The sequence below is a fragment of the Janthinobacterium sp. BCJ23 genome, from assembly GCF_059617945.1.
Window position 1 is genome coordinate 200,211 of sequence record NZ_JCAQAW010000007.1, and the last position, 23,070, is coordinate 223,280.

Here is a 23,070-nt window from a genome sequence, read left to right on the forward strand (position 1 = left end):
GCGGTATCTCCTTGGGAATCTTATATGTCGAGTTTGAACGTGTGCTTCAGGTCCGCGATCTGCGCCGCGTCGAGCGGACGCGTGGGCACGTCACGCAGCAGCAGGAACAGCTTGGCCGTCTCTTCCAGTTCCTCGGCCGCATACACGGCCGCTTCCAGGCTCGTGCCCGATACGACGGGACCGTGGTTGGCCAGCAGCACGGCCGAGTGCTTGCGCGCCATGGCGCTGATCGCACTGGCCAGCGCCGGGTCACCGGGCCGGTGATACGGCACCAGCGGCAAGCGTCCCACCTTCATCACGAAATATGGCGTGAGCGGCGGTATGCAGTCGTCATGGTTCAAGCCGCACATGCACGACACGGCCGCCGAATGCGTCGAGTGCAAGTGCACGATGGCGCCGGCGCTGCCCCGCTCTTCATACATGGCGCGGTGCAGGAACGCCTCTTTTGACGGCGGCGCGCCGCTGATCAGATTGCCGTCCCAATCAAGCTTGGACAGCTGCGCCGGATCGAGCCGTCCCAGGCTGGCGTTCGTGGGCGTGAGCAGCCAGCCGTCATCCAGGCGCACGCTCAGGTTGCCGCTGCTGCCGGCCGTCAAGCCCCGCTCGAACAGCGACTTGCCGAAGTCGACGATCAGCTCGCGCTGGCGCGATTCGGTGGCGCTCATGCCAGCACCTGCCAGGCCTTGCTGAAGAAATCGGCCGTGCCGAAATTGCCGGACTTCAGCGCCAGCGCCAAGGGCGCCATGCCATCGTCGCCCGGCGCGGGCAAGGCTTGCGTCCACGGCACGCCAGGGTCGATCTCGGGACCGATGCGCAAGCCCGCCACGCCCAGCGCTTTCACCACGGCGCCCGAGGTTTCGCCACCGGCGACGATCAACTGGCCCACGCCGAGGCGCACGAGGCCTTGCGCGATGGAGGCCAAGGTTTCCTCGACGAGGGCGCCGGCACGCTCCACGCCCAGCTGCGCCTGCACGGCACGCACGGCGTCCGGCGTGGCCGTGGCATAGATCAGCACCGGCCCTTGCGCCAGGTGCTCATCCGCCCATGCCAGCGCCTGCGCGACGACGGCATCGACCACTTCGCCGCCTGCGGCCAACTGCAGCGGATCGACGTGGAACGATGGCGCCAGTTCACGCAGGTGCGCCACCTGCTGCTGCGTGGCCACCGAGCAGCTGCCCGAGATCACGGCGCGCAAACCGGCCGGCGGCGGCAAGCGTCCAGCCTGTCCCGCGGGCGATGGCGCCAGCTGGCCCCGCTGGCGGAAATTCTGCGGCAGTCCAAGTGCGATGCCGGAGCCGCCCGTGATCAGTTTCAGGTCCGCGCAGGCGGCGCCGATGGCTTCCAGGTCACGGTTCGAGACGGCATCGACGACGGCGAAATGGCAGCCCTGGCCGCGCAAGTCCGTAAAGCGCAGGGCGATGGCGGCCGCGCCCTTCTCCACCACGGAGAAATCGGCCAGGCCTACCTTGGCTTGCACCTGCTGCTGCAGCACGCGCACCAGGTTCGAATCCGTCATCGGCGTCAGGGGATGCTCGCGCATGCCCGATTCGGCCAGCGGCACGTCGCCGACGAACAGGTTGCCCTTGTAGATGGTGCGGCCGTTGGCGGGGAATGCGGGACAGGCGATGGTGAAATCCGTATCGAGCGCCCGCATCAGCGCTTCGGCCACGGGGCCGATATTGCCGCGCGGCGTGGAGTCGAACGTGGAGCAGTACTTGAAGTAGAACTGCTTGCATCCGGCTTGCTGCAGCCAGGCCAGTGCGGCCAGCGATTCAGCCACGGCGTCCTCCGGTGCATTCGTGCGCGACTTGAGGGCGATGACGACGGCGTCGACATCGGCTGGCGGCGGACCTTGCGGCACGCCGATCAGCTGCACCGTGCGCATGCCGGCCTTGACCAGCATGCCGGCCAGGTCGGTGCCACCCGTGAAATCGTCGGCGATACATCCCAGTAGTACGGTCATGATGGTTCCTCTTGATTCAGTAACGCTTGCACCGGCAAAGTAATTCCCGGGAAAGTCTTGATGACGGCCGAGTCGTCCTCGCCGCCAAAACCGGCCGCCGAGGCCTGCATGAACATCTGGTGCGCCGTGGCGGACAGGGGCAACGGGAACACGCTTTTCTTCGCATAATCGAGCACGATGCCCAAATCCTTGACGAAGATATTCACGGCCGACAGCGGCGTGTAGTCGCCCTTCAGGATGTGCGGCACCCGGTTCTGGAACATCCAGGAACTGCCGGCGCTGTTTGAAATGACTTCGTACAGAGCGTCCGGGTCGCAGCCCGCGCGCAAGCCCAGCGCCATCGCTTCGGCGGCGGCGGCGATGTGCACGCCGGCCAGCAACTGGTTGATCATCTTGACTTTCGAGCCCTGCCCCGGCTGTTCGCCCAGGCGGTACAGCTTGGCGCAGATGGCGTCGAAAATGCCGGCGCAGGCGTCGAACGCATCGGGCGCGCCGGCCGCCATCACTGACATCTCGCCGGCAGCCGCCTTGGCCGCGCCGCCGGAAATGGGCGCATCGATGAAGCGCAGGCCCATGGCCGCCAGGCGCGCGCCGAGAGCCTCGGCAAACTCGGGCGCCACGGTGGCGCAGGCGATCACCACGCTGCCCGGCGCCAGGCTGGCAGCCGCACCGTGTTCGCCAAACAGCACGGCTTCCGTCTGCTGCGCATTGACGACGACGATCAGCAAGGCTTGTACCTGCGCCGCCAGCGCGGCCGGAGACTGCGCCGCATGGGCGCCCTGGCCGGCCAGCGCTTGCACGGTGTCGGCGCGCACGTCGCAGGCATGTACTTCAAAGCCGGCGCGCAGCAACGATTGCGCGATGCCCATGCCCATGGCGCCCAGGCCGATCACGCCCACTTTTTTCATTTCTACGTTCATCTGCTACTCCAGTTTTATTTGTTCACCAGCTTGGCCGGCACGCGCATGATGATGATGGCGCCGATCACCAGGATGCCGGCCAGCAGGTAGATGGCGATGTCGGTCGACTGCGTCAGGTCCTTGATCGAGCCGATCATGTACGGCGCCGCGAAGCCGGCCAGGTTGCCCACCGAGTTGATGGCGGCGATGCCGGCGGCGGCCGAGACGCCGCCGAGGAAAGCCGTCGGCAAGCTCCAGAACATCGGCGAGGCAGCCAGGATGCCGCCGGCGGCGATGGTAAGGAAGAAGATGGCCCAGCCCGTGTTGTGGGCGCCGGCCAGCGCACTGCAGACGATGGCGGCGGCACCGACCACCAGCGGGATGGCCATGTGCCAGCGGCGTTCGCGGTATTTGTCCGAGCTGCGGCCGAGCAGTATCATCGACGCCACGGCCACCGAGTACGGGATCGCCGTGAACAGGCCGATATTGAGCACGCCCGTCACGCCGGCCGCCTTGATCAGGCTGGGCAACCAGAAGGTCAGCGAATACTGGCCCATCACGCAGCAGAAATAAATCAGGGCCATGACCCAGATGCGCGGGTCGGCGAACATGGCGCGGATCGACGGATGCGACACCTTGCCCTGGGCTTCCGTGGCGATGCGCTGTTCGAGGATGACTTTTTCCTCTTCCGTCAGCCACTTCGCGGCGCGGATGCTGTTATCGAGGTAGAACAGCACGGCCACGCCCATCAGCGCGGCGGGAATCGCTTCGAGCACGAACATCCACTGCCAACCCGCATAACCGTGCCAGCCGGCGAAGGTTTCCATGATCCAGCCCGACAGGGGGCCGCCGATCAGGCCCGCCACGGGAATGGCGGCCATGAAGGTGCACACCATGCGCGCGCGGCGCTCGGACGGATACCAGTAGGTCAAATAAAGAATGATGCCGGGGAAGAAACCCGCTTCGGCGATGCCGAGCAGGAAGCGCATGACGTAGAACTGGGTCGGCGTCGTGACGAACATGAAGGCGCCCGAGATGACGGCCCACGTGATCATGATGCGGGCGATCCACACGCGCGCGCCGATCTTGTGCAGCATCACGTTGCTGGGCACTTCGAACAGGAAGTAGCCGAGGAAGAACACGCCCGCGCCCAGGCCGTACACGGTTTCCGAAAACTGCAGATCGGCCAGCATTTGCAGCTTGGCGAAGCCCACGTTCACACGGTCGAGGTAAGCGACGATGTAGCACAGCATGAGGAAGGGAATGATGCGCCAGGTCACCTTGCGGTAGACGGCGTCGTCGATGGTTTTCTGGCTTGCGGCGGCGCCGGCCGGCTGTCCGGGCAATGCTTGTGATACGTCCATGCTTGTCTCCTGATCGCTGGGGGATCGACCGTGCCGGGTTTTTATGGTCCACCGGAGGTGGCTGGCAACTTGTCTAAAATTTGTATGGATGTATATTATGTGTGTGTTTTGTGTGTGTCAAGCTGTATATTCCATATAATGGCAAGCAGGCAAGCCCCATGAGAACCGCTAGCACAAGGATGCACCCGATGGACCGCACGTTCCGCTTTACCCTTCCCCCGCCGGAGCCCGCCGCGGGCAGTTTCACCACCGGCACCCTGGGTGCGCGGGTGGCGGCACGGCTGCGCCAGCAAATCCACAACGATGGCCTGGCCGGCGGCACGCGTTTGCCGTCGGAGCAGGCGATGGCCAGCCACTTCGGCGTGAGCCGCACGGTGCTGCGCGAAGCCATCGCCCTGCTGCAGGCCGACGGCATCCTCGTTACGCGCAAGGGCAGCGGCACCTTCGTGTGCGCGCAGGATGGCGCGAAGACGGGCGAACGGGGCGATGCGCTGACGGAGCAGTCCGTGCAATCGCTGCTGAACCTGATCGAGGTGCGGCAAGGGCTGGAGGCGGAAATCGCCGCGCTGGCGGCCGTGCGGCGCACGCCGGGCCAGCTGGCCGACATCGAGCATGCGTTGCACCGGATCGAGGAAGCCGTGACGGCCGGCGTCGACGGCGTGGAAGAAGACGTGCGCCTGCACCTGTCGATCGCTGAAGCGACGGGCAACCCCTATTGGCCGAAATTCGTTGCCATGTTTGCCGACCCGATCCGCTCGGCCGTCAAGGTGACGCGCGCGAATGAAGCGCGGCGCACGGACTTTTCCATCGAAGTGCGGCACGAACATGAGAAGATCGTCCAGGCGATTGCCGACGGCGACCCGCAACGGGCGCGCCAGGCGGCCATGGAACACATGCAGCATGCGGCCGAGCGCGTGCGCCTGGCCGCCCGCGAATTCTGGCGCGGCGACGGCGGCGCGCTGGCGCGTACACTGGGGCGCGATCCCATCATGCAAAAATAAGACCGCTCACGCCCGCCGCCCCTGCTTGCCTATGCTCGCGCTCATCATGTCGAACAGGGTGCGCGACGCGGGCGGCATCGCGTGCTGATGCCGGCTGATCAAGCCCAATGTCCGTTTCACGGCGGGATTGACGAGCGGTACGCCGACCACCGTGCCTTGCCGCTCCGGCAGGATGGACAGCCCCGGCACCGCCGCCACGCCCAAGCCCGACTCCACCAGCGCCAAGATGCCTGACACGTGGTTGATCTCGCACGAGATCCACGGATGCTTTTCCACGCCGGCCAGCGCCGCATCGAGCACGCTGCGGTTGCCGCTCGACTTGGCCACCGAGATATAGCGTTCATCGACGGTATCCTTCCAGCTCAGCTTTTTGCGCTTGGCCAGCCGGTGGTCGTGCCGCATCGCCAGCACGTAGGTTTCGACATAGATGGGCTGGAAATGGATCTCCGGATTTTCCGCGCCTGTAAAGCTGATGCCGAAATCCGCCTCGCCCGTCAGCACGAGGTTGAGCACATCCTGCGCGCTTTCATCATGCACGCGCACGCGGATTTTCGGAAACTGCGCGCTGAAGCGCTTGAGTACGTCCGGCAGGAAGTGCCACACGGCCGACGGCACACAGGCGAACGTCACCGTCCCGGTGCGGTGCGCGGCCAGGTCGGCGACACCGAGCACGGCATCCTCGAGGCCATTGAGCGCATCGCGCACGTTCACCAGAAACACCTGTCCCACATTCGTCAGCTGCACGCGCCGGGTGGTGCGCTCGAACAGCTTGACGCCCAGCGCATCCTCGAGTTTTTCAATGCGGCGGCTCAGTGCCGGCTGCGACAGGAACAGGTCGGCCGCGGCCTGGCGAAAGCTGTTGCGCTCCGCCACGGCCACGAAGGCTTGCAAATCATGAAGTTCGTAATTGATGCGCTGCATGCATTAATCCCCGGAAAAATTGCAATTATCAAATTATGCCATTTCAACGATGATGGGGCCTTAATGCTGAGCCTCGTCAAGAAGGCATCACCCCAAAAAAAGATGGAGACACCATGCGACATTGTTCCACTTTCGCGCTGTTGTTCGCGGCCAGCGGCACCTGCCTGGCCCAGAGCGGCGCGGTTTTGTATGGCATCGCGGATGCCGGCATCCGCTATGGTGAAGGCTTGAACGCCGCCAATGCACCCACGCCCGGCGGCACCACGCCCGCCGTCAGCAGCGGCATCAACAACACGAGCCGCTGGGGCCTGCGCGGCCAGGAAGACCTCGGCGGCGGCTGGCAGGCGCTGTACCGCCTCGAGGGCGGCCTGAATCTGGACACGGGCAGCGCGGCCAAATCCGACAAGCTGTTCGACCGGCAAGCGTGGGTGGGCCTGAAGTCGCCGCTGGGCTCCGTGACCCTGGGGCGCCAGGCGACCTTGCTGGCCGACGCCATCGCACCGGTGGACCCGCTGGGCATCCGCTACGCCTCGTTCAATCCGAACGTGAACATCACGGGCTTGAGCAATACGGCTTTTGGCCGCCACTCTTTCGGCCAGCAATACGGCAGCAGCGGCTATGCCGACAACTTCTACCGGCTCGACAACATGGTGAAAGCCAGCGCCAACCTCGGGCCGGTGGTGGCGCGCGCCGCCTACTCGTTCGGCGAGGTGGCGGGCGCCACGTCGCCATTATCGACCTGGGGCGCCGCCCTGACGTACCAGCAGGCGGGGCTGGCCGTGTCCGGGGCGGTGATGCGCTTTCGCAACCGCGACAACCGCAGCCTCGACGCCGCCACCGTGGGCGCCGCGTACAAGGTGGATGCCTGGCAGTTCAAGGCCAACCTCGGCGTCAACCGCGCCGACGTGGGCGCCGGCAAGTCGGTCCGGCAAGGCGTGATATCGACCGGCTTGGGACGGCAATTGGCGCCGGACGTGCTGCTCACGACCGCCTACTACAAGGTACGGCGCAGCGCCACGGGCCACGTCGATGACGGCTTCCAGCGTGCTTTCGCCTACCTGGAAAAAACGCTTTCGCCACGCTCCACCCTGTACCTCGAATCGGACTACACCTTGTGGCAAGGCGATGCGGCCGGTGTCACGGGAACGCGGGCCAACGACCGCAAAGGCATGGGCTTGACGCTCGGCCTCATGCAGAAATTTTAACGACAGGAGAAACAACCATGCTTCAACATACCCTCGTGCGGCGCTCCGCCCCCCTACTGGCCGGCTTCATGCTGCTGGCCGCCGGCGCGGCCCATGCCGCCGACATCCGCGTGGTCAGCTCGGGCGGTTTCGCCCAGGCCTACAAAAACCTGGCGCCCGCCTACGAGCGCGCCAGCGGCGACCACCTGGTTTCCGAATGGGGACCGTCGATGGGGACGACCAAGAATGCGATCCCGGCGCGCCTGGCGCGCGGCGAGCCGATCGACGTCGTCATCATGGTGGGCGACGCGCTCGACAAGCTGATGCAGGAAGGCCGCCTGGTCCCCGGCAGCAAGGTGGTGCTGGCCAATTCGCCGATTGCCTGCGCCGTGCGGCGCGGTGCGGCCAAACCCGACATCAGCACCACCGAAGGCTTGCGCAGCGCTTTCCTGAAGGCGAACAAGGTCGCCTATTCGGACAGCGCCAGCGGCGTCTACATCGAGACGCAGCTGATGAACAAGTTGCAGATTTCGGAGCAGATGCAAGGCAAGGCCGCAAAAATTCCCGCCACCCCCGTCGGCGAAATCATCGCGCATGGCCAGGCCGATTTCGGCTGCCAGCAGCGCAGCGAGCTGCTGCCGGTCGATGGCATCGACATCGTCGGCCTGCTGCCGCCGGAAGTACAGAAGATGACGCAGTTTTCGGCGGCGCTGGTCCCGGGCGGCAAACAGCCTGAAGCCGGTCGGGCCCTGCTGCGCTTCCTCGCCTCCCCTGACAACGCGGGCGCGATCGAGGCGACCGGTCTGGAACCGGCAACGGCGCCGGCGCCAACGCCAGCAATGCACTAGGCGTGCGTCACTCATCTTTCATCAATAGGTAAATCATGGACATTCCCTCCACCGCCGCACCCATCGCCAAGGCCGCAACGCCGCGCGCGCAAGTGCGTCCGCCCTCCCGCATCGCCACCGTCATCCGGGTGACGAGCGGGAACTTCATCGAAATGTACGATTTTTTCCTGTTCGGCTTTTACGCCACGTACATTGCCAAGGCCTTCTTCCCCGCCACCAGCGAATACGCGGCCCTGATGATGACGTTCGCCACCTTCGGCGCGGGGTTTTTCATGCGGCCGCTGGGCGCCATCATCCTCGGCAGCTATATCGACCGCATCGGCCGCCGCCAGGGCCTGGTGCTGACCCTGGCCATCATGGCTTCCGGCACGGCGCTGATCGCCTTCGTGCCCGGCTATGCCACCATCGGATTGCTGGCGCCGTTCCTCGTGCTGATCGGGCGTTTGCTGCAAGGCTTTTCCGCCGGCGTGGAACTGGGGGGCGTGTCCGTCTACCTGTCCGAGATGGCGACACCCGGCAACAAGGGATATTACGTCAGCTGGCAATCGGCCAGCCAGCAGGTGGCCATCATCTTTTCCGCCGCGCTCGGCTACTATCTCAACGAAACCTTGAGCAAGGAATTCATCGCGGACTGGGGCTGGCGCATCCCGTTCTTCATCGGCTGCTCCATCATCCCCGTGGTGTTCTACATCCGCCGTTCGCTGCAGGAGACCGAGGCCTACCTGACGCGCAAATCGCACCCGACGTTCCGGCAAATGCTCAAGACGATCGCCCTCAACTGGCCGCTGGTGGTCACCGGAACGATGCTGATCGTGCTGACGACGGTCGCGTTCTACCTGATCACCGTCTACACGCCGACCTTCGGCAAGAACGTGCTCAAGCTGAGCACCGAGGAAAGCCTGCTCGTCACCCTGTGCATCGGCCTGTCGAACTTCATCTGGCTGCCCGTCATGGGGGTGCTGTCCGACCGCATCGGCCGCTGGCCCATCATGGCCGTGTGCTCGGCGCTGACGGTGCTGACCGCGTATCCGGCCCTGTCGTGGCTGGTCGCCCATCCCAGTTTCGACCACATGCTGATGGTGGAGCTGTGGCTGTCCTTCCTCTACGGCAGCTACAACGGGGCCACCATCGTCGCGCTGACGGAAATCATCCCGGCCAGCGTCAGGACCACGGGCTTTTCGCTGGCCTACAGCCTGGCCACCGCGCTGTTCGGCGGCATGACACCGCTGGTATCGACCCTGCTGATCGAGAGCACCGGCGACAAGGCGGCGCCAGGCTACTGGATGGCCGGCGCCGGCGCCATCAGCCTTGTGGCGACGTGGCTGATCTATCGCGGCATCGTCAGGGAGCGCCATCCGCTCCCTGCATGATGTTACGGCCAGGCGGGCCGGCGCATGTGGAACAGGCTGTCCGGCCCGATCTCGAAATAATCGGCCGGACCGCCGCCGCGCAAGATCGGCGCGGCGGCCGCCGTGTCGTACACGCCATCGTTGAGCAGGTGGCGCGCGATGTGCACGCCCACCACTTCCCCCAGCACCAGCCAGCTGCCGACACCGTCGCCATTGACGCCTTGCAGCTCGATGATCTGCGTGCGCCGGCATTCGAAGGAGACGGGACTTTCCGCCACGCGCGGCACATTGACGATGCGCGAGGCGGCCGGCGTCAGGCCGGCCAGCGCGAATTCATCGACTTCGGGCGGCGCCGGTGCGCAGCTGGTATTCATCGCGTCGGCCAGTGGGCGGGTGGCCAGGTTCCACACGAATTCGCCCGTCTGTTCAATATTGCGCAGGGTATCCTTGCGGCCGATACTGGAAAAACCGATCAGCGGCGGATGGTAATTGAAGGCGTTGAAAAAGCTGTACGGCGCCAGATTGAGCACGCCCTCGCTGCTCTGCGTGGCGATCCAGCCGATAGGCCGCGGCCCCACGATGGCATTGAAAGGGTCATGCGGCAAGCCATGGCCCTGTGCAGGTTCATAAAAGTGAATATTGTCGGCCACGCGCGTTCCTGAAGTCAAAGTCAACAGCGCCCGGGATGGAACGCCTGGAACGACAGCTTACTGGAATTGCCGCCACCGCGCTGTCAGACCGCCGGCGCCAGGTGCGCTCGCGCACGCATCGAGACAATTGTATGGCGCGCCGCACTATGCCTCGCTTATGATGGGACAACTCAACCCTTATCATTCCGCTACCGCCCATGCCTACCCTCACGCTGCACCAGAAAGTGTTCCTGCTCCTCTTGAGCATCGTCACCATCGGCTTCGGCTGGATACTGGCGCCGTATGCGGGCGCCATCTTCTGGGGCGTCATCCTGGCGATCCTGTTCGCGCCCGTGTACCGCTGGCTGCTGCTGAAAACCAGGGGCCGCGCCGGCCTGGCGTCGCTACTGACCTTGCTGCTGATCATCGTCATCGTGATCCTGCCGCTGTCGCTCATTTCCGTGTCGCTCGTGAACCAGGCGGCCAGCGTTGTGGAAATGGTGCGTTCGGGCGAAATCACGGTTGCCATGTTCTTCAATAAAATCATGGCGGTGCTGCCGCAATGGCTGATCAACTTGCTCGACCGCTTCAACCTGACCAGCCTGGCCAGCCTGCAGGACAAGCTGGCCGAGGGCGCCACGCAGGTGAGCCAGGTGGTGGCGGTGAAAGCCATCAACGTGGGCCTGTACACCTTCGAATTCCTCACCAGCCTGTGCATCATGCTGTACCTGCTGTTTTTCCTCATGCGCGATGGCTCGACCCTGTCGGCCCGCATCAAGGGCGCCGTGCCGCTGAGCCGCAAGTACAAGCAGCGCCTGTTCACCAATTTCACCACGGTGATCCGCGCCACGGTGAAAGGCAACATCCTCGTGGCGATCGCCCAAGGCGCCCTCGGCGGGCTGGCGTTCTGGTTCCTCGACGTGCCGGCGCCCCTGCTGTGGGCCGTGCTGATGGCCTTCCTGTCGCTGCTGCCGGCCGTCGGCGCCGCCCTCGTCTGGGCGCCCGTGGCCGTCTACTTCCTGGCCACGGGCGCCATCTGGCAAGGCGCGGGCCTGGCCGCCTTCGGCGTCTTCGTCATCGGCCTGGTCGACAACGTGCTGCGCCCTATCCTGGTGGGCAAGGACACCAAGATGCCCGACTACGTGGTGCTGCTGTCGACCGTGGGCGGCATGGCCCTGTTTGGCCTGAACGGCTTCGTCATCGGCCCCGTGGTCGCGGCCCTGTTCATCGCCTCATGGGACCTGTTCGTCTCGGCCAGCGAATTCCAGGCCGAGGATTGAGGCGCCGTCCCAGCCTGCAAAAATAAACCATTGAGAACCCGGCCTGCGGGCGGCGCCACTTGCGCTTCCCGAAACGGGCCGGAACCGCCTGGCGGCAGAGTGTCCACGGGCACCGGATAGTCCCGGCAACTATCCACATGAGACCACATTTCATAGCAACTATCATGTTGCAATAGTATACATTTAGCAACAAATACAAAAATATAGTTTTTGACGCAGCAGGAGCCGCGGCGTAGTGTCGGTCGTCCCGACAACCACGTAATGAGGAGCCTTCCATGGCAAATCCACTGTGCTTAATGATGCCGGTACTACCCGGCACCAATCCGATCTCCATCGCCGCAGCATTGCAGGAATACCAGACGAAGATCAATACCGCCCTCACCAATATCGGTACCGTGCACTTTGCCCGCTTCGTCCTGTTTGACCGCTCGCAGGCCAATCTGCTGCCCAACATTGGCAAGACGGGCACTTCCGATACCCTGATCATCGGCGTCATCACCGAGTATGACGGCAGCTTCAATGGCTACATCGAAGATTTCGTGGCCCAGCTGGGCGAAGTATTCGACGCGCTGCTGCAGTTTGTCGTGGGCGGCAAGGCGCTGATGCCCGTTGCCGACCATGTGGCCGCATTCGAAGCCTTCATCACCGCCAACGACGCCGCGCAGCACGTGCCCAACACGGGCCTGTATAACGCCTATCCGCAGACCGTCCAGCAAATCCTCGCTTCCGTCTAAAGAAAACGCCACGCCGGGGCTGCGCAAGCGGCCCCATCACCCCAGCCCCCGGAGAAACAGCATGGCCGATCCCACCATCGATTACGACGACGTGCAAGGCACGATCCTGCGCGGCTACCGCGTCAACCTGGCGCGCCATTTCATCTTCAGCATCACGGATGCGGCGCAGGCGCGGCGCACTATCGCGGCCCTGCTCGACGGCAGCGACGGGCTGCCGTCCATTACCACCGCGCGCCATATCCACCCCAAGCCGCCCTGCTTCCTGAACCTCAGCTTTACCGCTCCCGGCCTGTCGGCTCTGGGGGTAACCGCGGCCGAGCTGGCCACCTTTGACCAGGCATTTCAACGGGGTGCGGCCGATCCGGCCAGCGTCGTCGCCGTGGGCGACGTGGGCGACAGTGCCCCCGAACACTGGCTCGGCAACCTGGGGCCGGCCACCACAGCCGGCCAGGTGCATGCGATGCTGAGCCTGTGGGTCAGCGAATCGGAGGAAGTGCTGCAGGCAACGTCGGCCAAGCTGCGTGGCGCCTTTGCCGCCGGCTGGCATGAACTGTATGCGCACGACGGCGTGGCCCTGCCAGGCAACCGCGTGCATTTCGGCTACCGCGACAATATCGCCCAGCCCGACGTCGACGGCGCCCCGCCGCGCAAGCACGAACATGAGCACGAACCTGACCCGCTCAACAGCGTCAAGACGGGCGAATTCCTGCTCGGCTATCCGAATGAAAACGGCGGCACCTACCAGGTGCAGCCACCGCAACTGTCCACCAATGGCAGCTATGCCGCCTTCCGCATCTTGGAGCAGGACGTGCCCCTGTTCGACAGCATTCTGAGCCAGGGCGCGGCCAGCTCCGGACTCAGTACCGAGATGGTGGCCGCCAAGATGTGCGGACGCTGGCGCAACGGCAATCCGCTCGTGCTCGCGCCGGACGAACCGGGGCCCGTGCTGCCGAACGCCAGCCTGAACCGCTTTCACTATGTCGATGCGCAGCCGGAACGGGACGACACGCTGGGCCTGAAATGCCCGGTCGGCGCGCATATCCGGCGCAACAATCCGCGCGACGAAGGCGTCGTGGGCACCTCGGCCCGCCACCACCGCATCGTGCGGCGCGCCATGCCCTACGGCAGCGAATACGACCCGGTGACACCCATTGCAGAGCAGCGGGGACTGGTCGGCTATTTCATCAACGCCAACCTGCGCAACCAGTTCGAATTCCTGATGCAGCAATGGAACGATGACGCTACCTTCGTCAAATCGGCCGTCGGCCCGGCCGGTCCCGAAGCGGGCAATGCCACGCTCAATATCAGCGGCCAGGACGTGTTCCTGGGAATCAACGACCCGAGCGTCAGTTCCTTCACCTTGCCCGGCGTGGGCGCCAAGGGCAGCGGCAATACGAAACTGCAGCATTTTTCGCGCAGCGTCATCACGCGCGGCGGCGTGTATTGCTTCTTCCCCAGCATCACGGGATTGCGCTACCTGGCAAACCTGAGTTAGGCGGCGGGCGGGCCCCGGATGCAAGCGGAACGGCCCGGACCGCTTGCATTGATCCTGTCATTGCACTATCGTTGCCACACGCGCGTGTTGCCAACCTTGCACAGGAGATTCCACCGTGTCGCTAATACTCTACGGCCATCCCTTTTCCTCGTACACGCAAAAGGTGCTCATCGCCCTGTACGAAAACGCCATGCCGTTCGACTTCCGCTGCCTGGCGCCGGACATGCCCGAGCACCTGCAGCAATGGCTGGAGCGCTGGCCGCTGCGCAAATTCCCGCTGCTGGTGGACGGCGAGCGCAACGTCGCCGAGACCAGCATCATCATCGAATACCTGCAACTGGCCCATCCGGGCCCCCTGCGCCTGCTGCCGGACGACGCCATGCAGGCGCTGGACGTGCGTTTTCTCGACCGCTATTTCGACCTGCACGTCATGACACCGGTGCAGCATGCCGTCGGTGCCGCCTTGAGCGGCGACCCGGCGAAGACCGAGGAAGGCCGCGCGTTCGCCGGCGACAAGCTGGACCTCGCCTACGCCTGGCTGGAAACCCATCTGGCCGGCAAGACGTGGGCCGCCGGCGACCACTTTACGCTGGCCGACTGCGCCGCCGCGCCCTCGCTGTTCTATGCGGACTGGACGCAGCCGATTCCCGCGGCGCTGCCCCTGCTGCACGCCTACCGCGCGCGCCTGCTGGCCCGCCCGTCGTTCGCCCGCGCGGTGGAAGAAGCACGCCCGTACCGCCACCTCTTCCCCCTGGGCGCGCCGCAGCGCGATTGACCTTGTTCAGGCAAACACGGGGCGGAAAAAACTGCGCTCATAGCTGACGATGCAGCGCGTCTCCTCGGCATAGCGGAAGGCGGCCTGGCATTCGGCGTCCTGCATCGAATCGCTGCGGTACTGCTCATACAGGGCCAGGCTGGGGAACGAGAACATGGCCAGCGCCACATTGCTGGCGCCTTCCGATGGCAAAAAGTAGCCATGGTGCTGGCCGCCGAAGCGTTCGACCAGCGGTATCCACAGCTTGCCGTAGGCTTCGAATTCCCGCAATTTGTAGGGGTCGATGATGTAACGCAGGTAGCAGGTAATCATGTATTTTCCTTGTGAACGTTCAGATCCATCAGCATGCCAGACTCCCAGGAACCGATGGCGGCCAATGGCGAGCCAGGCAAAAAGTCTAGCGCGCAGGGATACGTACAATCTTCCTGCGCCAGGACGCCGAGCCCCGGCCAGGCGTAGAACAACAGCTTGCCCTTGCCGATGCGTCCCAGCGCGCTGCCGTCGGGCAGCCAGCGCAAGGCGTCGCCCGTGCCGGCGCCCGCTTCCACGGGCGCCGTGGCCAGACAGCGGCCATCATCCATCGCATGCACGGACAGATACTCGTCGCCGCCCGCGTAATGCAGCACGGCCAGGCGCTCGCCATCGGGCGATGGGGCGCACGACGCCAGCTTGGGCAGCGACAGCACCACGCGCCCGCCTCCCGCTTGCAATGGCCAGTCCCACACGCTGCAGTAGTCGGGCGGCTGCACCTGCCCTTCCTCCACCGACTTGATGCCATGGAGGACCAGCAAACGCCGCCCGCCATCGATGGCGTAGATTGCGCGCAGCATTTCGCCAGGGTGCGCCTGCGTGAACAGCAGGTCGCCCGTTTGCGCGTCGCGCACGCGCAGGCGTCCATCCCAGCCACCGTCGGCAAGATACCGGCCGCACGGCGACCACGCGGGGCCGCAGCCTTCGCCATCCTTTTTGTTCTGGAAGTTCAGCAGTACCTGGCCCGCCTGCGCATCCACCACAGCCTGCAGGCCCGTCGTGCTCTTGATGGCCAGCCGGCCGCCATCGGGCGAAAAGGCCATGCTGGAACAGTGGGCGATGAACTTGCCGCGCCACAGTTTCTGGCGTGCCGCCACGTCCCACAGGACCAGGTCGCGCCCCAGCACGGCCAGGCGCGTGCCATCGGGCGAAAACCGCACGCCGTAGGCGCAGCCCAGCGTCAAGGACTTCGGCCTTGCTGTCATGGGCGCGCCAGGCGGTACACGACGCTATCGATATCGTAATGGCGTTCCATGCCCACGTATTGCATGCCAAGGCGCGTCATGACCTTGATCGAGGCGGCATTGTCCGGGTGCGCCACGGCCACCACTTCGGGCGCGCCGACGACGTCGAACGCATGCGCGACGATGGCCGCTGCCGCTTCGCTGGCATAGCCCTGGCCCCAGCCCGTGCGGGCCAGACGCCAGCCGATTTCGTGCGGCTTGCTCTTGTCGCCATCGAGATGCTGCAGGCAGGCCATGCCCACCATCTCGCCATCATCGAGGCGTATCAGCGCCCACCAGGAATAACCCCACTCGGCCCAGCGGCCCGTGACGCGCTTGACGGCGGCGCGCGTGTCCTCTTCCTTTTCGGGCTGGCCCGCGTTCAGGTAGGTCATCACCTCGGGATCGGTGTTGAGCGTGCGCATGCGCTCGTAGTGGTTTTCCGTAATCGGTTCCAGGCGCAGGCGCGCCGTCGTGAGTATGGTCATCGCATTTCCTTGGACGAAAAAAAAGACGATACACGATCGTCTTTTTTTTGCAAGCGCGCACGCAATTACTTGCCTGCTTCGCCCTTCTTGATCCACGCCGCCAGCTGGTGCGGACGCAGGCCGTCGTAGTCTTCGAATGGCTGGTGGATCCACGGATTGTGCGGCAATTCGTCGAGGAAGTAGTCGGGACGCACGACGGAGCAGCCCTTCAGCCAGATCACGGCCGATTTGACTTCGGTCACGTCAGGGAAGTTTTCCTTCAGGTGACGCGTGACCTTGTCCAGCGTGACGCCCGAATCGGCCAGGTCGTCGACCAGCAGGATGCGGCCGGCCAGCGGGCCCTTGGTCATGGTCATGTACTTGGCGATATCGAGGTCGCCGCGCACCGTGCCCGCGTCTTCGCGGTAGGAGCTGGTCGACAGGATGGCCAGTGGCAAATCAAAAATGCGCGAGAATACGTCGCCGGGACGCACGCCGCCGCGCGCCAGGCACAATACCTGGTCGAATTTCCAGCCCGATTCGTAGACCTTGAGCGCCAGGCGCTCGATCAGGCGGTGGTATTCTTCCCAGTTGACCCAGAGGTGTTGATCGTTCGATTGTGGGGTAGTCATGATAGTGGAATCTTATTATTAGCGTGATTAAAAAAATCCGCCTTGCGGCGGATTGTGTCCAGCAGCTTATTCGAATGGGTGACGCAGCACGATCGTTTCTTCACGATCCGGACCGGTCGAAACCATGTCCACCGGTACGCCGACCAGTTCTTCGATGCGCTTGATGTAAGCGCGCGCCGTTGCCGGCAGCGCCGCCAGCGATTTCGCGCCGACCGTGCTTTCCGTCCAGCCTGGCATCTCTTCGTACACCGGCACGCAACGGGCGGCTTCTTCGGCGCCCGATGGGAAGATGTCCGTGGCTACGCCATCGATGGTGTAGCCGGTGCACAGTTTCAGCGTTTCGATACCATCCAGCACGTCCAGCTTGGTCAGGCACATGCCCGTCACGCCGTTGATCTGCACGGAGCGGCGCAGCAAGGCGGCGTCGAACCAGCCGCAGCGGCGGGCACGGCCCGTCACGGTGCCGAATTCATGACCGACTTGCGCTAGGTGGTGGCCGACGCCCGCATCCGTTGGCAGTTCCGAAGGGAACGGGCCGGAACCGACGCGCGTCGTGTAAGCCTTGGTGATGCCCATGATGTAGTGCAGCATGCCAGGACCGACACCCGAACCGGCGGCGGCATTGCCGGCCACGCAGTTCGACGAGGTGACGAACGGGTAGGTGCCGTGGTCGACGTCGAGCAGGGAGCCCTGCGCGCCTTCGAACAGCAGGTTCGCGCCGGCCTTGTGCGCCTTGTACAGCGCACTCGACACGTCGGTGACCATCGGACGCAGACGCGGCACATAGGCCAGCGCGTCGTCGAGGGTCTTCTGATAGTCGACTTTCGGCGCCTTCAGGTAGTTTTCCAGCACGAAGTTGTGGTAATCGAGGTTTTCGGCCAGCTTTTCGGCAAAGCGCTTCTCGTTCAGCAGGTCGGCGATACGGATCGCGCGGCGCGCCACTTTGTCTTCGTAGGCAGGGCCGATGCCCTTGCCGGTGGTGCCGATCTTCGCATCGCCACGCTTGGCTTCACGCGCCAGGTCGATCGCGGTGTGGTAAGGCAGGATCACGGGCGCCGCGTCCGACACTTTCAGGCGCGAAGCGACTTCGACGCCGACAGCTTCGAGCTTGTCGATTTCGCGCAGCACGTCCGGCACGGAAACGACCACGCCGTTACCGATGTAGCAGGCGACGCCTGGACGCATGATGCCCGACGGGATCAGCTGCAGCGCGGTTTTGACGCCGCCGATGACCAGCGTGTGGCCTGCATTGTGGCCGCCCTGGAAGCGCACCACACCTTGGGCGTGATCGGTCAACCAGTCGACGATCTTGCCTTTACCTTCATCGCCCCATTGGGTGCCGATGACAACGACGTTCTTTGCCATAATTTTCTTTGACATCACTTAACCTAAGTTTTTAAGAATCCAGCTACTACCATTATCGGCAAGTACCAGCACGCGATCGCACTCGAACTCGTCTTGTTCATTACTGTGACCCGGCATACTCTGGATCACGACCTCGCCCGCCTTGCGCAACTCGGCGATTTTTTCCTTCAATTCTGGCGCGCTGCCCCACGGCGCGCGGATCGAATGCTTCCGTTCCGCGGTCGGCAACAGGCGCGCCAGTTCGCGCAAATCAAGCGAGAAGCCGGTCGCGGGACGTGCCCGGCCGAACGCTTCGCCGACGTGGTCATAACGGCCGCCGCGCGCAACCGCGTTCGGCAAGCCAGGTACATACAGCGCAAACATCGCGCCACTTTCATATTGGTAGCCGCGCAGGTCGGCCAGGTCGATCGCCACTTCGGCGCGGCCCAGGGCAGATCCTGCCAGCGCGGCCAGTTCGGCCAGCGCCTTCAACACGCCCGGCAACGGCGGCAGCACTTCGCGCGCACGCGCCAGCACGTCGATGTCGCCATACAGGTTCGGCAAGGCCAGCAGCGCATCGCGCGTGACGGCATCGTAGGATGCGGTCAGGGCACGCAGGCCCGGCGCATCTTTCGCGCGCAGCAAGGCGTACAGCGCAGCTTCGTCGCGCTCGGCGGCGGCGTCTTGCGCAATGATAGCGCGCAACAGGCCGACGTGCGACAAATCCAGGCGAACGCTATCGAAACCGGCCAGTGCCAGCGAAGCGAGCGCCAGTTCCTGGATCTCGGCATCGGCTTCCAGGCCGGCGTGGCCATAGATTTCGGCGCCGATCTGCAGCGGTTCGCGGGTGGCGTGCAAGCCCGACGGACGGGTATGCAGCACGCTGCCGGCGTAGCACAGGCGGGTGACGGTGGCACGGTTCAGCAGATGGGCGTCGATGCGCGCCACTTGCGTCGTCATGTCGGCGCGCAGGCCGAGCATGCGGCCCGACAGCTGGTCGACCAGTTTGAACGTGCGCAGGTCGGTATCCTTGCCAGCGCCGGTCATCAGCGATTCCAGATACTCGAGCAGCGGCGGCATCACCAGTTCATATCCGTACAGACGGAAATTATCCAGCATGAGGCGGCGCAGCTCTTCGATCTTGCGCGCTTCCGACGGCAGAACATCGGCAATATTTTCGGGCAAAAGCCAATTCGGCATGAGGGAGCGAGATACGGAAGAAAGTTGAAAAAATGCATCATGCGAGGCAGCGGCAGGCGCGCCAGGCAAGAGGCCGAACCTGATATTTTACGCGAAAACACGGGCCTTTAGGGATAAGTTGTCCGAAACGCTGCCGCGCAGCCCTAAAAACACCGCATTTTACGCCTTCCCGCAACAACCTGACGGGCACAAAAAAACGGGGCCGGAATTGATGCCGGCCCCGCTGCTACTGCCCCGTCGTTGCGGACGGGGGCAGTCCCGATGCTGTCTTACTTCTTGGCCGAACCGGCTGCGCCGCCGCCCTTGAAGTACTTGAAGAATTCCGAACTCGGATCGACTACCATCACGTCGCCCTTGTCCTTGAACGTGGCGCGGTAGGCTTCAAGGCTGCGGTAAAACTTGTAGAACTCCGGATTCTTGCCAAACGCTTCCGCATAGATCTGCGATGCCTTGGCGTCGCCCTCGCCGCGGATCTTCTCGGCTTCGCGGTACGCTTCGGCCAGGATCACCGTGCGCTGCTTGTCGGCGTCGGCGCGGATCTTCTCGGAGTCGGCCGAACCGGTCGAACGCAGCTCGTTGGCCACGCGCACGCGCTCGGACTTCATGCGCTCGTACACGGAGTTGTTGATCTGCTCGACGTAATCGACGCGCTTCAGGCGCACGTCGACGATGCCCACGCCGATGGCCTCGGCCTCGGCCGCCACCTTGGCCTTGATCGCCTGCATCACCTTGCCACGCTCGCCCGAGATCACTTCGCGCACCGTGCGCTTGGTGATTTCATCATTCAGCGCGGCCTTGACGATTTGCGACATGCGGTTGCGGGCGCGGCTTTCATCGCCGCCAAAGCTGCGGAAATAAGTCTTCGGATTGACGATACGCCACTTCACATACGCGTCGACGAGGATATTCTTCTTCTCGGCCGTGATGAAGCGCTCCGGCTCCGGCGTGTCGAGCGTCAGGATGCGCTTGTCCAGGTAGATGACGTTCTGGAACGGCGGCGGCAGCTTGAAGTACAAGCCTGGTTTGCTGATCTCGTCCTTGACTTCACCCAGGGCGAAGACGATGGCGTATTTACGCTGATCGACCACGAACACGGTCGAGGAAAGGAGCATGATCGCGATAAAGCCCGCGATCAGGGCGGCGACGATACGGTTCATTAGCGGCTCTCCCGTTCACGCGAAGAGCGGCTGTCGCGACGCGAATTGACTTCTACTGTCTGCATGGCTTCCTGTGGCATTACGGTATTGGCTGCGGGTGCGGCCGCTGTGGCGCGCGCTGCCGCGGCCGAGGCGTCCGACGCCGCCTGCTGGGCGATCAACTTGTCGAGCGGCAGATACAGCAGATTGCTGCCCGTCTTGGCGTCAACCATGACCTTGCTGGCACTGCTGAACACTTGCTGCATCGTTTCCAGGTACATGCGGTCGCGCGTGACGGCCGGCGCCTTCTGGTACTCGACCAGCACCTGCTTGAAGCGCGACGCATTACCTTCGGAGTTCTCGGTCACCATGGCCCGGTAGGCCTCTGCTTCCTGCACCAGGCGGAATGCCGCGCCGCGTGCTTTCGGAATGACGTCATTGGCGTAGGCCTGGCCTTCATTCTTCTGGCGTTCACGGTCCTGGCCTGCCTTGACGGCATCGTCGAAGGCGGCTTGCACCTGCTCCGGCGGCTGCACGGCCTGCATCGTCACGTTGTTGATCAACACGCCAGACTTGTAATCTTCAAGAATCTGCTGCATCAATTTTTGCGTGTCGAAGGCCACTTTTTCACGGCCTTCATACAGCACGAAGTCCATCTTGCTGCGGCCGACCACTTCGCGGATCGCCGTTTCGGCAACCTGCCGCAAGGTGTCTTCCTGGTCGCGCAGGCTGAACAGCCATTCCACCGGATCTTTCAAGGTGTACTGCACCGCGAACTGGATGTCGATGATGTTTTCATCGTCCGTCAGCATCAGCGACTCGCTGGCCTGCTTGTTGCGCAGCGACGTGCGATACCCGACTTCCACCGTGCGCACCTGCGACACGTTGACGGTTTCATCGGTCTGGAACGGATACGGCCAGCGCCAGTTGAGACCGGCCGGCGCCGTGCGCGTGTATTGGCCAAACGTCAGCACGACGCCGCTCTGGCCCTCTTGCACGATGAAGGCGCCGCTGGCGAGCCAGATGAAGACGGCGATCACGCCGACCACGCCTGCGGTGATGCCGGCGCCCTTCATGTCTGGGCGCGGACCACCGCCACCGCCGTTGTTATTGCCGCCATTGTCGGGACGGTTCTTCTGTCCGAAAAAGGCGTTCAGGTGCTGATTGAAATCGCGCCACAACTGATCGAGGTCCGGCGGACCTTCGCCGGGCTTTTTGCCTTCTTGGGCTTTCTTGCCGTCGTCCTTGCGATTGCCCCAGCGGGGATCGTTCAGGGACAACTTCAAGCCTGTTTTTTTGAGTAGGGAGACAAGCATAACTATCGTGTTCCGACTTGGGAGTGGGTGGAAATCCTATCGTCCTCGCCAGGCTCTTCGTCCTGGTCCGGGGCGGCGCCATCGTGCTGGTCGTACTGACCGTCAAACTGATCTTCCTGCGGTGCTTCGTCGTTCTGATACAGGTGGGCCGAACCGGGCGCCTTCCTGGCCATCTCGACGATCGCATCGCGCAGCAGGTCGAGCCCGCTGCCCTTCTGCGCACTGACGAACACGCGACTGATCGTAGCATATTCGTCGCGCTCCACCGAAGGCTCCAGCCCGGCCGCATCGATCTTGTTCCACACGAGGATTTGCGGAATATGATCGGCGCCGATCTCTTTCAAGACCAGGTTGACCTGCTCGATCTGCTCCATGCGCACCGGCGACGCGGCGTCGACGACGTGCAGCAGCAAATCGGCATGGATGGTTTCTTCGAGCGTGGCACGGAATGCGGCCACCAGCTGATGCGGCAATTCGCGCACGAAGCCGACCGTGTCGGAGATCACCACGTTGCCCACTTCCTGCCCCAGGTAAACCCGGCGCGAGGTGGTGTCGAGCGTGGCGAACAACTGGTCGGCGACATACACGCCGGCCTTGGTCACGGCATTGAACAGGGTCGACTTGCCGGCATTGGTATAGCCGACCAGGGACACCGAGAATGTGTGATTGCGGCCGCGCGCACGGCGCTGCGTTTCGCGCTGCTTGTGCAGCTTTTCCAGACGGGCGCGCAAGGCCTTGACGCGGTCGCCGATCAGCCGGCGGTCGGTCTCGAGCTGCGTCTCGCCGGGACCGCGCAAGCCGATACCGCCCTTTTGCCGCTCAAGGTGGGTCCAGCCGCGGATCAGGCGCGTGGCCAGATGCTGCAGCTGGGCCAGCTCGACTTGCAGCTTGCCCTCGTGGCTCTTGGCGCGCTGCGCAAAGATGTCGAGGATCAGGCTGGTACGGTCGAGCACGCGCACATTCAGGCGCTTTTCCAGATTGCGCTGCTGCGCAGGCGAGAGGGCATGATTGAAGATGACGATTTCCAGGCCATCGTTGACGACGACGTCGCCAATTTCATCGGCCTTGCCGCTGCCGACGAAATACGCGGAGTCGGGACTGGAACGCTTGGCCGTGATGGTGGAAATCGGGTCTGCGCCAGCAGAACGCGACAACAGCATGAGTTCCTCCATGCTGGCGGCGAAGTCGCTGTGACCGAAGTCAACTCCGACTAGTGCCGCGCGCATGATGGCATCTGATGAGTTGTGGCGGACGCCGACGCCGATGCAAACGCATCAGCG

Annotated in this window: 23 protein-coding genes; 8 read left to right on the top strand and 15 right to left on the bottom strand. The window is 63.9% G+C overall.

Annotated features, from left to right (window positions below; genetic code table 11):
- Positions 1–20: 20 nt before the first annotated feature.
- The 4 genes from otnC to AC54AG_RS21200 are packed head-to-tail and all read right to left on the bottom strand — an operon-like array spanning position 21 to position 4,226.
- Positions 21–665: a 3-oxo-tetronate 4-phosphate decarboxylase gene (otnC, locus tag AC54AG_RS21185; RefSeq protein WP_338679341.1), complete on the bottom strand. Its 645-nt coding sequence runs from the start codon at positions 663–665 to the stop codon at positions 21–23.
- Positions 662–1,963: a 3-oxo-tetronate kinase gene (gene otnK / locus AC54AG_RS21190; RefSeq protein ID WP_496631515.1), complete on the bottom strand. Its 1,302-nt coding sequence runs from the start codon at positions 1,961–1,963 to the stop codon at positions 662–664. The genes otnC and otnK overlap by 4 nt, the downstream gene beginning before the upstream one ends.
- Positions 1,960–2,883 carry an L-threonate dehydrogenase gene (ltnD, locus tag AC54AG_RS21195; RefSeq protein WP_496631516.1) on the bottom strand — a complete coding sequence of 308 codons (924 nt, stop codon included), beginning with the start codon at positions 2,881–2,883 and terminating at the stop codon, positions 1,960–1,962. Before ltnD ends, otnK begins: the two co-directional genes overlap by 4 nt.
- Before the next feature lie 14 nt (positions 2,884–2,897).
- Positions 2,898–4,226: an MFS transporter gene (locus tag AC54AG_RS21200; RefSeq protein ID WP_496631517.1), complete on the bottom strand. Its 1,329-nt coding sequence runs from the start codon at positions 4,224–4,226 to the stop codon at positions 2,898–2,900.
- A 158-nt stretch (positions 4,227–4,384) separates the two neighbouring features.
- On the opposite strand from AC54AG_RS21200, the gene AC54AG_RS21205 reads away from it, so the two are divergent.
- Entirely contained in the window at positions 4,385–5,227 is an 843-nt protein-coding gene (locus tag AC54AG_RS21205; RefSeq protein WP_496631518.1) for a FadR/GntR family transcriptional regulator, read from the top strand.
- 6 nt (positions 5,228–5,233) lie between these two features.
- On the opposite strand, the gene AC54AG_RS21210 is transcribed toward AC54AG_RS21205, so the two are convergent.
- A complete protein-coding gene (locus AC54AG_RS21210) occupies positions 5,234–6,148 on the bottom strand; it encodes a LysR family transcriptional regulator (RefSeq protein ID WP_496631519.1) in 915 nt (304 codons plus the stop codon).
- Positions 6,149–6,261: 113 nt separating this feature from the next.
- On the opposite strand from AC54AG_RS21210, the gene AC54AG_RS21215 reads away from it, so the two are divergent.
- Genes AC54AG_RS21215 through AC54AG_RS21225 form a run of 3 tightly spaced genes read left to right on the top strand, consistent with a single transcriptional unit; the run spans position 6,262 to position 9,550 of the window.
- Positions 6,262–7,353, top strand: a complete 1,092-nt coding sequence (locus tag AC54AG_RS21215) for a porin (RefSeq protein WP_496631520.1) — start codon at positions 6,262–6,264, stop codon at positions 7,351–7,353.
- Positions 7,354–7,370: 17 nt separating this feature from the next.
- Positions 7,371–8,180 carry a substrate-binding domain-containing protein gene (locus AC54AG_RS21220; protein WP_496631521.1) on the top strand — a complete coding sequence of 270 codons (810 nt, stop codon included), beginning with the start codon at positions 7,371–7,373 and terminating at the stop codon, positions 8,178–8,180.
- A gap of 35 nt (positions 8,181–8,215) precedes the next feature.
- Positions 8,216–9,550, top strand: a complete 1,335-nt coding sequence (locus AC54AG_RS21225; RefSeq protein ID WP_496631522.1) for an MFS transporter — start codon at positions 8,216–8,218, stop codon at positions 9,548–9,550.
- 2 nt (positions 9,551–9,552) lie between these two features.
- Here AC54AG_RS21225 and AC54AG_RS21230 read toward each other — a convergent pair whose 3' ends face one another.
- Positions 9,553–10,179, bottom strand: coding sequence for a flavin reductase family protein (locus AC54AG_RS21230; protein ID WP_070301513.1), 627 nt, complete (start codon positions 10,177–10,179; stop codon positions 9,553–9,555).
- A 197-nt stretch (positions 10,180–10,376) separates the two neighbouring features.
- Between AC54AG_RS21230 and AC54AG_RS21235 the strand changes: the two genes are divergently transcribed.
- The 4 genes from AC54AG_RS21235 (at position 10,377) to AC54AG_RS21250 (ending at position 14,442) form a co-directional block, all read left to right on the top strand.
- A complete protein-coding gene (locus AC54AG_RS21235) occupies positions 10,377–11,438 on the top strand; it encodes an AI-2E family transporter (RefSeq protein ID WP_166449140.1) in 1,062 nt (353 codons plus the stop codon).
- A 275-nt stretch (positions 11,439–11,713) separates the two neighbouring features.
- Entirely contained in the window at positions 11,714–12,172 is a 459-nt protein-coding gene (locus tag AC54AG_RS21240) for a hypothetical protein (protein ID WP_152546463.1), read from the top strand.
- Positions 12,173–12,233: 61 nt separating this feature from the next.
- A complete protein-coding gene (locus AC54AG_RS21245; RefSeq protein ID WP_496631523.1) occupies positions 12,234–13,667 on the top strand; it encodes a Dyp-type peroxidase in 1,434 nt (477 codons plus the stop codon).
- A 115-nt stretch (positions 13,668–13,782) separates the two neighbouring features.
- The gene (locus AC54AG_RS21250) at positions 13,783–14,442 is read left to right on the top strand and encodes a glutathione S-transferase family protein (protein ID WP_496631524.1); all 660 of its coding nucleotides are present in this window, start codon (positions 13,783–13,785) and stop codon (positions 14,440–14,442) included.
- Between the two features lie 6 nt (positions 14,443–14,448).
- Here the strand turns inward: AC54AG_RS21250 and AC54AG_RS21255 are convergent, their stop codons facing one another.
- The 9 genes from AC54AG_RS21255 to hflX all read right to left on the bottom strand — a co-directional run bounded on the left by AC54AG_RS21255 (position 14,449) and on the right by hflX (position 23,016).
- Complete coding sequence (locus AC54AG_RS21255; protein ID WP_034752016.1) at positions 14,449–14,754, bottom strand: NIPSNAP family protein; 306 nt, start codon at positions 14,752–14,754, stop codon at positions 14,449–14,451.
- The gene (locus tag AC54AG_RS21260) at positions 14,751–15,677 is read right to left on the bottom strand and encodes a WD40 repeat domain-containing protein (protein ID WP_496631525.1); all 927 of its coding nucleotides are present in this window, start codon (positions 15,675–15,677) and stop codon (positions 14,751–14,753) included. The genes AC54AG_RS21255 and AC54AG_RS21260 overlap by 4 nt, the downstream gene beginning before the upstream one ends.
- Positions 15,674–16,183: a GNAT family N-acetyltransferase gene (locus AC54AG_RS21265; protein ID WP_034752019.1), complete on the bottom strand. Its 510-nt coding sequence runs from the start codon at positions 16,181–16,183 to the stop codon at positions 15,674–15,676. Before AC54AG_RS21265 ends, AC54AG_RS21260 begins: the two co-directional genes overlap by 4 nt.
- Positions 16,184–16,248: 65 nt before the next feature.
- Positions 16,249–16,794 carry a phosphoribosyltransferase gene (locus AC54AG_RS21270; RefSeq protein ID WP_034752020.1) on the bottom strand — a complete coding sequence of 182 codons (546 nt, stop codon included), beginning with the start codon at positions 16,792–16,794 and terminating at the stop codon, positions 16,249–16,251.
- A 66-nt stretch (positions 16,795–16,860) separates the two neighbouring features.
- Positions 16,861–18,174 (bottom strand): adenylosuccinate synthase, encoded by a 1,314-nt coding sequence (locus AC54AG_RS21275; protein ID WP_034752021.1) that lies wholly within the window; start codon positions 18,172–18,174, stop codon positions 16,861–16,863.
- Positions 18,175–18,177: 3 nt separating this feature from the next.
- Entirely contained in the window at positions 18,178–19,338 is a 1,161-nt protein-coding gene (locus AC54AG_RS21280; RefSeq protein WP_034752022.1) for an ATP phosphoribosyltransferase regulatory subunit, read from the bottom strand.
- 269 nt (positions 19,339–19,607) lie between these two features.
- On the bottom strand, positions 19,608–20,495 hold the full coding sequence (hflC, locus tag AC54AG_RS21285) for a protease modulator HflC (RefSeq protein WP_331778046.1): 888 nt from the start codon (positions 20,493–20,495) through the stop codon (positions 19,608–19,610).
- Positions 20,495–21,790: an FtsH protease activity modulator HflK gene (hflK, locus tag AC54AG_RS21290; RefSeq protein WP_496631526.1), complete on the bottom strand. Its 1,296-nt coding sequence runs from the start codon at positions 21,788–21,790 to the stop codon at positions 20,495–20,497. The genes hflC and hflK overlap by 1 nt, the downstream gene beginning before the upstream one ends.
- 2 nt (positions 21,791–21,792) lie before the next feature.
- Positions 21,793–23,016: a GTPase HflX gene (hflX, locus tag AC54AG_RS21295; RefSeq protein WP_034752026.1), complete on the bottom strand. Its 1,224-nt coding sequence runs from the start codon at positions 23,014–23,016 to the stop codon at positions 21,793–21,795.
- Between the last annotated feature and the right edge of the window lie 54 nt (positions 23,017–23,070).